The organism is Modestobacter sp. SYSU DS0290, from assembly GCF_054050955.1.
This window is the reverse complement of the sequence record NZ_JBJHAI010000032.1, coordinates 20,784-29,021: the sequence shown is the minus strand read 5'-3', so window position 1 is coordinate 29,021 and position 8,238 is coordinate 20,784. Positions and strand designations below refer to the sequence as shown.

7 protein-coding genes are annotated in these 8,238 nt (G+C 74.3%); 5 read left to right on the top strand and 2 right to left on the bottom strand.

Annotated features, from left to right (window positions below; translation table 11 throughout):
- Window positions 1–2 precede the first annotated feature (2 nt).
- Together ACI795_RS18690 and ACI795_RS18685 are read right to left on the bottom strand one after the other, a co-directional pair.
- Window positions 3–1,787 (bottom strand): N-acetylmuramoyl-L-alanine amidase, encoded by a 1,785-nt coding sequence (locus ACI795_RS18690; protein ID WP_457077106.1) that lies wholly within the window; start codon window positions 1,785–1,787, stop codon window positions 3–5.
- Window positions 1,788–1,971: 184 nt separating this feature from the next.
- Window positions 1,972–3,228 carry a glycosyltransferase family 2 protein gene (locus ACI795_RS18685; RefSeq protein WP_457077104.1) on the bottom strand — a complete coding sequence of 419 codons (1,257 nt, stop codon included), beginning with the start codon at window positions 3,226–3,228 and terminating at the stop codon, window positions 1,972–1,974.
- Between the two features lie 352 nt (window positions 3,229–3,580).
- On the opposite strand from ACI795_RS18685, the gene ACI795_RS18680 reads away from it, so the two are divergent.
- The 5 genes from ACI795_RS18680 to ACI795_RS18660 are packed head-to-tail and all read left to right on the top strand — an operon-like array spanning window position 3,581 to window position 8,216.
- Window positions 3,581–5,098 (top strand): LCP family protein, encoded by a 1,518-nt coding sequence (locus ACI795_RS18680; protein ID WP_457077102.1) that lies wholly within the window; start codon window positions 3,581–3,583, stop codon window positions 5,096–5,098.
- Entirely contained in the window at window positions 5,098–5,889 is a 792-nt protein-coding gene (locus ACI795_RS18675) for a TIGR03089 family protein (protein ID WP_457077100.1), read from the top strand. Before ACI795_RS18680 ends, ACI795_RS18675 begins: the two co-directional genes overlap by 1 nt.
- Before the next feature lie 40 nt (window positions 5,890–5,929).
- Complete coding sequence (locus tag ACI795_RS18670) at window positions 5,930–6,727, top strand: CoA transferase subunit A (protein WP_457077098.1); 798 nt, start codon at window positions 5,930–5,932, stop codon at window positions 6,725–6,727.
- A gap of 2 nt (window positions 6,728–6,729) precedes the next feature.
- The gene (locus ACI795_RS18665; protein WP_457077096.1) at window positions 6,730–7,398 is read left to right on the top strand and encodes a CoA transferase subunit B; all 669 of its coding nucleotides are present in this window, start codon (window positions 6,730–6,732) and stop codon (window positions 7,396–7,398) included.
- Window positions 7,395–8,216 (top strand): DUF1028 domain-containing protein, encoded by an 822-nt coding sequence (locus ACI795_RS18660; protein WP_457077094.1) that lies wholly within the window; start codon window positions 7,395–7,397, stop codon window positions 8,214–8,216. The genes ACI795_RS18665 and ACI795_RS18660 overlap by 4 nt, the downstream gene beginning before the upstream one ends.
- Window positions 8,217–8,238: the final 22 nt, after the last annotated feature.

Genomic DNA, 8,238 nt, shown 5'->3' with positions numbered 1-8,238 from the left:
ACCTAAAAACCCGCCCCCACCCCCCCCCCCCCCCCCCCCCCGCCCCCCCCCCCCCCCCCCCCCCCCCCCCCCCCCCCCCCCCCCCCCCCCCCCCCCCCCCCCCCCCCCCCCCGCTCGTAGGCCGTGCGCAGCCCCCCGGCGACCGTGACGCTCGGGGTGCTCGTCGACCAGTGGACGTCACCGCCCTGGAAGTGCTGGACGATGCCCCGACCGTCCGGTGACCCGATCTCCTCGCTGATCGGGTAGCCGAGCCGTCCCTGCTCCCAGCCGCCGGCGATCCAGTGCGCGCGGATGGCGTTGACCACCAGGTGCGACCCGGTGCTCGGCGACCAGTAGATGGACGCGGCGGGGAAGTGGTTGTAGCTCCCCCCACCACCGGGCACGACCAGCTCGTCGGTCAACGGCAGTCCCAGCCTCGCCGGCCCGCCGTGCGCCAGGTAGAGCGCGAGGTTCCCGTTGACGAGGTAGTGCACACCCGTCTCCGGGGAGGCGTACATGCGTCCGCGCTGGAACGGCTGCCAGGCCCACCCCTGCTCGGCACGCTGCGCGCCGGTGGCCGGGCCGAGCGCCGCGCGCGCCACCGGGTCCGCGAGGTAGCGGGCGCCCACCGCGCTGGTCGGGTCGACGCCCCCGGCCATCGAGGCTGCGACGCCGGTCCGGATCGCACCCAGCCGCGCGTAGCCGTACCGGCCCGGGCAGTCGGTGGCACCGACGTCCCGGTGCCCGAAGACCGTCGGCAGGGTGACCCGGGCGCCTGCCCGGTACCGGGACGTCCCACCGCCGTCGGAGACCAGCGTCGTGCTCCCCTGCGGGTCGACCCCGTAGAGCGAGAACTTCCACGCGATGACCGCGACGACCGCGTCGAGAGCCGGCTGGGAGACCTCGACGAGCTCGTGGTTCCCGAGCAGGGACACCCCGAAGGTGGCGGTGTTGAAGCCGCCGGCGTGCGCCCCCATCACGGAACTGGACAGGCCTCCGCTCCGGCCTTCCCAGAGACCGCCGAACCGGTCGACGACGACGTGGTAGCCGATGTCGCCCCAGCCGAGGCTCACCGCGTGGTACCGGTAGATGGACCGCATGATGGCCGGCACCTGGTCGGCGGAGTAGCCGTTGGCGTCGGCGGTGTGGTGCAGCGTCGCCGCCTTCACGGTGCTCGCGTACCGGGGACCCCAGGTCCGCAGCCGCTCGTCGGCGCCCCACTGCGCCCTGGAGTGGATCGCCGGCTGCGCGCTCGCCGCGTGCGCGCTGTCCGTGGGCGCCGCCCCGTCCGATGCCGGGCCGGCCACGGCGGCGTCGGCCTCGGACGCCCCCGGGTCGACGAGCTCGAGCTGCACGTCGACCGGGGCGGCTCCGCTGCGCGTCACGAGCTCCGCCTCGACCCCGGTGCTCGGACCGGTCCACAGCGGGCTGGTGCCGCCGCGCAGCCGCCGGCCGGTGGACGTCCGGGGGCCCTGGTCGGCGGTCTCGGTGAGGACCTCCGTCCACTCACCCCACTCCCCCGCGGACGACTGCACCCGGACCTGGACGACGGTGTCGGTCACCCCGGGGTCGTGCGCCCACGTCACCCCGACCAGGGAGAAGGGGGCCACGTCCGTCCGGGTCACGGTGAGGCTCGCCGCGGTGGGCTCGACCCCGTCCACGGGGGCGGTGGTGCCCTGCTCCACCTCTGCGGCCGTGGTGGGCTGCGCGACCGAGCCCAGGAGGACCTGCTCGGCGGAGGTGGTGACCGGGACCGCCTCCGGCAGCGGGGCGGCCAGCACCGGCACCACCAGGAGTGACCCGGTCATGGTCACTGAGGCAACGGTTCCTGCCACGACACGGCGCACGGTCTGTCCTCCGGGGTCCCAGCGAGTTCGCCGGAGGACGGTGCAGCCCACGGCACTCCCGTCTTCGGCAGCCGTCCACCGAGCGTGAGCCGAACCAGGGGAAGAACCCCGACGCCCCGGTCGAGCCGGGACGTCGGCGGTGGCCTCAGAGGGCGTGCTGGGCGTCGACGCTCATGTCGACCCGGGGCCGGCTCTTGCGGCCGAGCCCGAGGATGGAGACGAAGAGGCTGTTGAGGATCACCTGCGCGCCCAGGATCAGGCCGACCATCGCGAGGATCACCGTGCGCACCTGCTGCCGCACGTCCAGGGCGCCGAGATCGGCCGCCCCCCACCGCACGACGGAGACGATCGCGGCGATCAGGCCGACGAGCAGCAGGACACCACCCAGGACCAGCCCGACCTCCAGGGTGAAGCGTTCGAACAGCCGGTTCAGCCGGCGGTCGGGGGGCAGGAAGCCCTCCTCGATCGCATAGACCTTGGTGAGCAACCAGAACGCGATGGCCTGGCTGCCTATCAGCAGTGAGGCCGCCGCGTACCCGAGCGTGCCCACGTCGAAGGTCGCGGAGCCGATGGTGACCGGGGTGATGAGGAGCACCAGCGTGGCGACCGCGCCGACCCCGGCGAGCAGGAAGCCGGGGAACAGGAACAGCCAGCGGGGGGCGAAGAGCAGCAGGAACCGCAGGTGACGCCAGCCGTCGCGGAAGCTGCGCAGGTGCGGCGGGCGGCTGCGCCCGTCCTTGCTCAGCGTCGTCGGCACCTCGCTGACCCGGTGGCCGGCCAGGACCGACCGGACCACGACCTCGCTGGCGAACTCCATGCCGGTGGTGTGCAGGTCCAGCGCCAGCAGCCGCTCGCGGTTGAAGCCACGCAGCCCGCAGTGGAAGTCGCCCACCCGGGCCTTGAAGAACAGCCGTCCGACGAAGGACAGCACCGGGTTGCCCACGTAGCGGTGCAGCGGCGGCATGGCGCCGTCCTCGATCCCGCCCTGGAACCGGTTGCCCATCACGAGGTCGGCCCCGGAGCGCAGCTCGGCCAGGAAGGCGTCCAGGTCGGAGAAGTCGTAGCTGTCGTCGGCGTCGCCCATCACGACGTACCGACCGCGCGCTCCCCGGATGCCCCCCATCAGGGCGTTGCCGTACCCCTTCTCCGCGACGGGGACGACGCGAGCGCCCTCGGCCTCGGCGATCGCCTGGGAACCGTCGGTGCTGCCGTTGTCGGCGATCACGACCTCCCCGCGGACCCCGCTGCGCTGGAGGTAGCCCAGCGCCTTCCTGATGCAGACGGCCAGCGTCTCGGCCTCGTTGAGGCAGGGCATCACGATGGAGAGCTCGACGTCGCCATCCGTGGCCTTGCCGAAGGCGTCCGCGGCGGTCCGCGGACGGGAGATCTCGGGGGCACCCACCGGTGCGACTCCTTGCCTCGTTACGAAATGTTCCCCGTCACCGTAGGCGGCGCCGCGGGATTCGGGCACGGCGACGCGGATCGGGCGCACCCGCCCGCCCCACAGACCCCATCCGCGCCTCCCGCCCCGACTCCGCCGGCCGTCCGGACCCGCCCGGTCACGCCAGCCCCCTCCCCCGCCGCGCCGCCCCTGTGGCGGCTGTGACTGGTGGTTCCCCGCGGCAGGACACGTCGCCCGCGTGACGACCGGTCCCACCTCCGATCGACGTAGAGTCACCGCCGATCACGCCGCTGGACGACTGGCCCCCTGGGGGCAGTGCACCGACGTCGGCACCTCGACGTGAGGACACCGGATGAGCACAGACGACGAGCGCCGGGGCGACACCCCCCGATCGCTGCCCCCGCGCCTCGACCCCCGCGCCGGACGTGCGCCCGGCCGCACCGGTGACGCCGGCAGCGGCCGCCAGCTGACCTGGACCGGGCGCGCCGTCGCCCTCCTGGTCTCCGTGGTCGTGCTGGCCACCAGCGGCTGGGGCTGGTACCTGGGCCGGGTCGCCGACGCCACGGTGAACCGCACCAACGCGATCCCCAGCGACGGCAACGACGAGACGGTCAAGACCGGCGAGGCGATGAACCTGCTGCTGGTCGGCAGCGACAGCCGGGCCAACCTCACCGAGCAGCAGCTGGCCGAGCTGCAGGCGGGCGAGGACTCCGGCCTCAACACCGACACGATGATCCTGGCGCACGTGCCGGCCGACGGGTCGAAGGCGTCGTTCGTCTCCTTCCCCCGCGACTCCTACGTGCAGATCCCCGGCTACGGCAAGGACCGGCTCAACGCCGCCTACGCCTACGGCCGGAGGAACGCCCCCGACGGTGCCTCCGACGAGGCGAAGAACGCCCTGGGCGCCCAGCTGCTGGTGCAGACCATCAGCGGTCTCACCGGGCTGCAGATCGACCACTACGCCGAGGTCGACCTGCTGGGCTTCTTCGAGCTGTCCAACGTCGTCGGCGGCGTCGAGGTCAACCTCTGCAATGCGGTGGACGACCGCGAGTGGTCCGGCGCCTACTTCCCGGCAGGGGTGCAGACGATCAGTGGCGCGGACGCGCTCAAGTTCGTCCGGCAGCGGCACGGCTACGGCCCCCAGGGCCGCGGCGACTTCGACCGGATCGTCCGCCAGCAGGTGTTCATCGCGGGCGTGCTGCGCAAGATGCTCTCCGAGGACGTCCTGCTCGACCTGGGCAAGCAGCGGCAGCTGGTCCAGGCCGCGTCGCAGGCCCTCACGGTCGACCAGAACCTCAACCTGCTGCAGCTGGCCCAGCAGATGCAGTCGGTCACCGCCGGCGGCATCGAGTTCCAGACGGTGCCCAACCTGGGGCCCGCGACCGAGGACGGCAAGTCGATCGTCAAGCTCGAGGACGCCGACACGCTGCACGCGTTCTTCGCCGAGCTGAACGCCGAGCCCGAGCCCCCCGCCGACGCGACCACCGAGGCGCCCGCCCCGATCGCCCCGGCCCAGGTGCGCGTCGACGTCTACAACGGCTCGGGCATCAGCGGCCTGGCCGCCAGCGCCGCCGCCGAGCTGGAGGGCGCCGGGTTCCCGGTCACCGGGACGGCCAACGCCGACTCCTCGGACTACGCGGTCACCGAGATCCGCCACGCCGCCGGCGACGAGGGCCTGGCCGCCACGCTGGCCGCCACGGTCCCCGGCGCGGTCACCAAGCAGGTCACCGACGCCACCAGCGGCACCGTCCAGCTGGTCCTCGGATCGGACTTCAACGGGGTGGGCCAGCCGGTCACGGCGCAGCCGGTCGCCCCGAGCGCCCCGGCCGAGGCCCCGCGCACGGCCGCCGACACGACCTGCATCAACTGATGGCCCGCACCCCGGCCGACCTGCTGGCCGCGACGCTGCGGCGGGACGCCTCCGCTCCGCTGGTGACCTCCTACGACGACGCGACGGGCGAGCGCACCGAGCTGTCGGGCACGACCCTGGCCAACTGGGTGGCCAAGACCGCCAACCTGCTGCAGGAGGAGTTCGACGTCGGCCCGGGCAGCACGGTCGCGGTGTCCCTGCCGGTGCACTGGCAGACCGCGGCGGTGCTGCTCGGCGTCTGGAGCTGCGGCGCGGCGGTGCTGGACACCGCGGTCGAGGACGACGACCGGCTGACCGGGGCCGACGTCGTGCTGGCCGCGCAGGACCGGCTGCCGCCGCTGGAGGAGCAGGACCTGCCCGAGCTGCTGGGCCTCTCGCTGCACCCGCTGGGCATGGGGATGACCGGGTACGCCGGCCCGGCCCGCGACTTCGCGCTGGAGGTGCGGGGGCAGGGCGACGTCTTCACCCCGTGGCAGCCGCTGGACCCGGCCGGGCCAGGGCTGCTCGCCGGCGGTGTGCAGCTCGGCCTCGGCCAGCTCGCGCACACCGCCGACGAGCTCGCCGCCCGGCTGGGCCTGGTCGCCGGCGACCGGGTGCTGGTCTACGAGCGGACGGCGACCGAGGCCGGGCCGGTCGCCTGGCTGCTGGCCCCGCTGGCGGCCGGCGCCTCGCTGGTGCTGTGCCGCAACGCGGTTTCCGCCCAGTTGCAGGTCCGGGCGGAGACGGAGCGGGTCACCGCTACGCTCGGCACGAAGCTCGACGGGATCCGCGAGCTGGGTCGCCCCGTCTGACACTCGCCGGCCCAGCCGACGAGAGACGGTGGTCAGCCGCATGGACAAGGTCGTCCCCAGTGCACGTGAGGCCGTTGCCGACATCCCCTCCGGCGCCACGCTGGCGGTGGGCGGGTTCGGCCTCTGCGGGGTGCCGATCGCGCTGATCGACGCCCTGCTGGAGCAGGGCGCCGACCGGCTGACCACGATCAGCAACAACTGCGGGGTCGACGACCAGGCGCTGGGCGTGCTGCTCTACGCCGGGCGGATCGCCAAGACGATCAGCTCCTTCGTCGGCGGCAACAAGGAGCTCGCCCGGCTGTACCTGTCCGGGCAGCTGGAGGTCGAGCTGACCCCGCAGGGGTCGCTGGCCGAGCGGCTGCGCGCCGGCGGCACGGGCATCCCGGCCTTCTACACGCCCACCGGCGTGGGCACGCTCGTCGCCGACGGTGGCATCCCGGTGCGCTACGACGCCGACGGGAACGTGGTCGCGACCAGCCCGCCGAAGGAGGTCCGCCGGTTCGGCGACACCGACTACGTGCTGGAGACGGCGCTGACCGCCGACTACGGCCTGGTCCGCGCGGCGGTGGGTGACCGGCACGGGAACCTGGTCTTCCACGAGTCGGCACGGAACTTCAACCCGCTGGCCGCGATGGCCGGCCGGGTGACCATCGCCGAGGTCGAGCTGCTGGTCGAGCCCGGCCGCATCCCGGCCGACGCGGTGCACCTGCCCGGGGTGTTCGTGCAGCGGGTCGTGCACGTCGGTGCGGCCGGCAAGAAGATCGAGAAGCGCACCACCCGCCCCCGGCCGAGCGCGCCCACCCCCGCGGCTGCCGGCACCGAGACGACGGAGGCCTGACCATGGCGCTCTCCCGCGAGCAGCTCGCCGCCCGCGTCGCCGCCGACCTGCGCGACGGGCAGTACGTCAACCTCGGCATCGGCATGCCCACCCTGGTGCCCAACCACGTGCCCGACGGCGTGCACGTCGTCCTGCAGAGCGAGAACGGCATCCTCGGCGTCGGCCCGTACCCCTTCGAGGGCGAGGAGGACGCCGACCTGATCAACGCCGGCAAGGAGACGGTCACCGTCCTGCCCGGCGCCAGCTACTTCGACTCCGCGCTCTCCTTCGGCATGATCCGCGGCCACGCCATCGACCTCGCCGTCCTGGGCGCGATGCAGGTCAGCGCCGCCGGCGACCTGGCCAACTGGCTCATCCCCGGGAAGATGGTCAACGGCATGGGCGGCGCCATGGACCTGGTCCACGGCGCCCGCGAGGTCGTCGTGATGATGGAGCACACCGCGCGCGACGGGTCGGCCAAGATCGTCACCGAGTGCTCGCTGCCGCTCACCGGCAAGGCGTGCGTCGACCGCATCGTCACCGACCTGGCCGTCATCGACGTCACGCCCACCGGCCTGGTGCTGCGCGAGACCGCGCCCGGCGTCACCGTCGCCGACGTCGTGGCCGCCACCGACGCCCCGCTGGAGGTCCCGGCCGAGGTCCCGGCGATGTCGCTCCCGGCGGGCGTGTGACCTTCTCCGTCATCGCCCGGGACCCGGGCACCGGGGACCTGGGCATCGCGGTCTCCTCCTGCATCCTCGCCGTCGGCCGCGCCGTCCCGACCGTGCGGCCGGGGGTCGGCGTGGTGGCGGTGCAGGCCCGCAGCCGGCGCGGGCTGGGCACCTCGCTGATGGCCGGCCTGGCCGCGGGCACCTCGCCGCAGGACCTGGTGCGGCACGCCTCGCACGCCGCCGAGGACGTCGACCGGCAGATCGCGGTGCTCGACGCCGACGGCCGGGTCGCCGCCGACACCGGGCGCGGCTCGCTGCCGGCCAGCGGGCACCTGCTCGGCGACGGCTTCAGCGTGCAGGGCAACATGCTCACCTCCTCCGACGTGCTGCCGGCGATGTCGGCCGCCTTCGTCTCCACCGGCGGGCCGCTCGCCGACCGGCTGCTGGCCGCGCTGACCGCGGGCCAGGACGCCGGCGGCGACCTGCGTGGCCGGCAGTCCGCCGCGCTGCTGGTCGTCGGCGGGGAGCCGGCCACCGAGGACGACGACGGGGTGCGGATCGACCTGCGGGTCGACGACTCCGGCGACCCGGTGGCCCAGCTCCGGATGCTGCGCAACCTGCAGCGGGCCTACGACGAGCGCGACTACGAGACCCTCGCCGTCTTCGCCCCGGAGGGCGCGCGCGACCTCTACGCGGCGCTGGCCGCCTCCCGCCGGGGCGACCGGGCCGCCGCCCGCAGCGCCCTGGAGGCGGTGCGCACCCGCCCGGGCTGGGCGACCTGGCTGGCGTCGATGGCCGGCGACGCCCGGCTCTCCGCGGTCTCCCGGCTGCTCGACTGACGCCGCCGGCCGGGTGCACCCG

Bases quoted from the DNA above. Each gene is read 5' to 3' on its own strand.
- ACI795_RS18690 (WP_457077106.1), bottom strand. From the start codon at position 1,787: ATGACCGGGTCACTCCTGGTGGTGCCGGTGCTGGCCGCCCCGCTGCCG.
- ACI795_RS18680 (WP_457077102.1), top strand. From the start codon at position 3,581: ATGAGCACAGACGACGAGCGCCGGGGCGACACCCCCCGATCGCTGCCC.
- ACI795_RS18675 (WP_457077100.1), top strand. From the start codon at position 5,098: ATGGCCCGCACCCCGGCCGACCTGCTGGCCGCGACGCTGCGGCGGGAC.
- ACI795_RS18670 (WP_457077098.1), top strand. From the start codon at position 5,930: ATGGACAAGGTCGTCCCCAGTGCACGTGAGGCCGTTGCCGACATCCCC.
- ACI795_RS18665 (WP_457077096.1), top strand. From the start codon at position 6,730: ATGGCGCTCTCCCGCGAGCAGCTCGCCGCCCGCGTCGCCGCCGACCTG.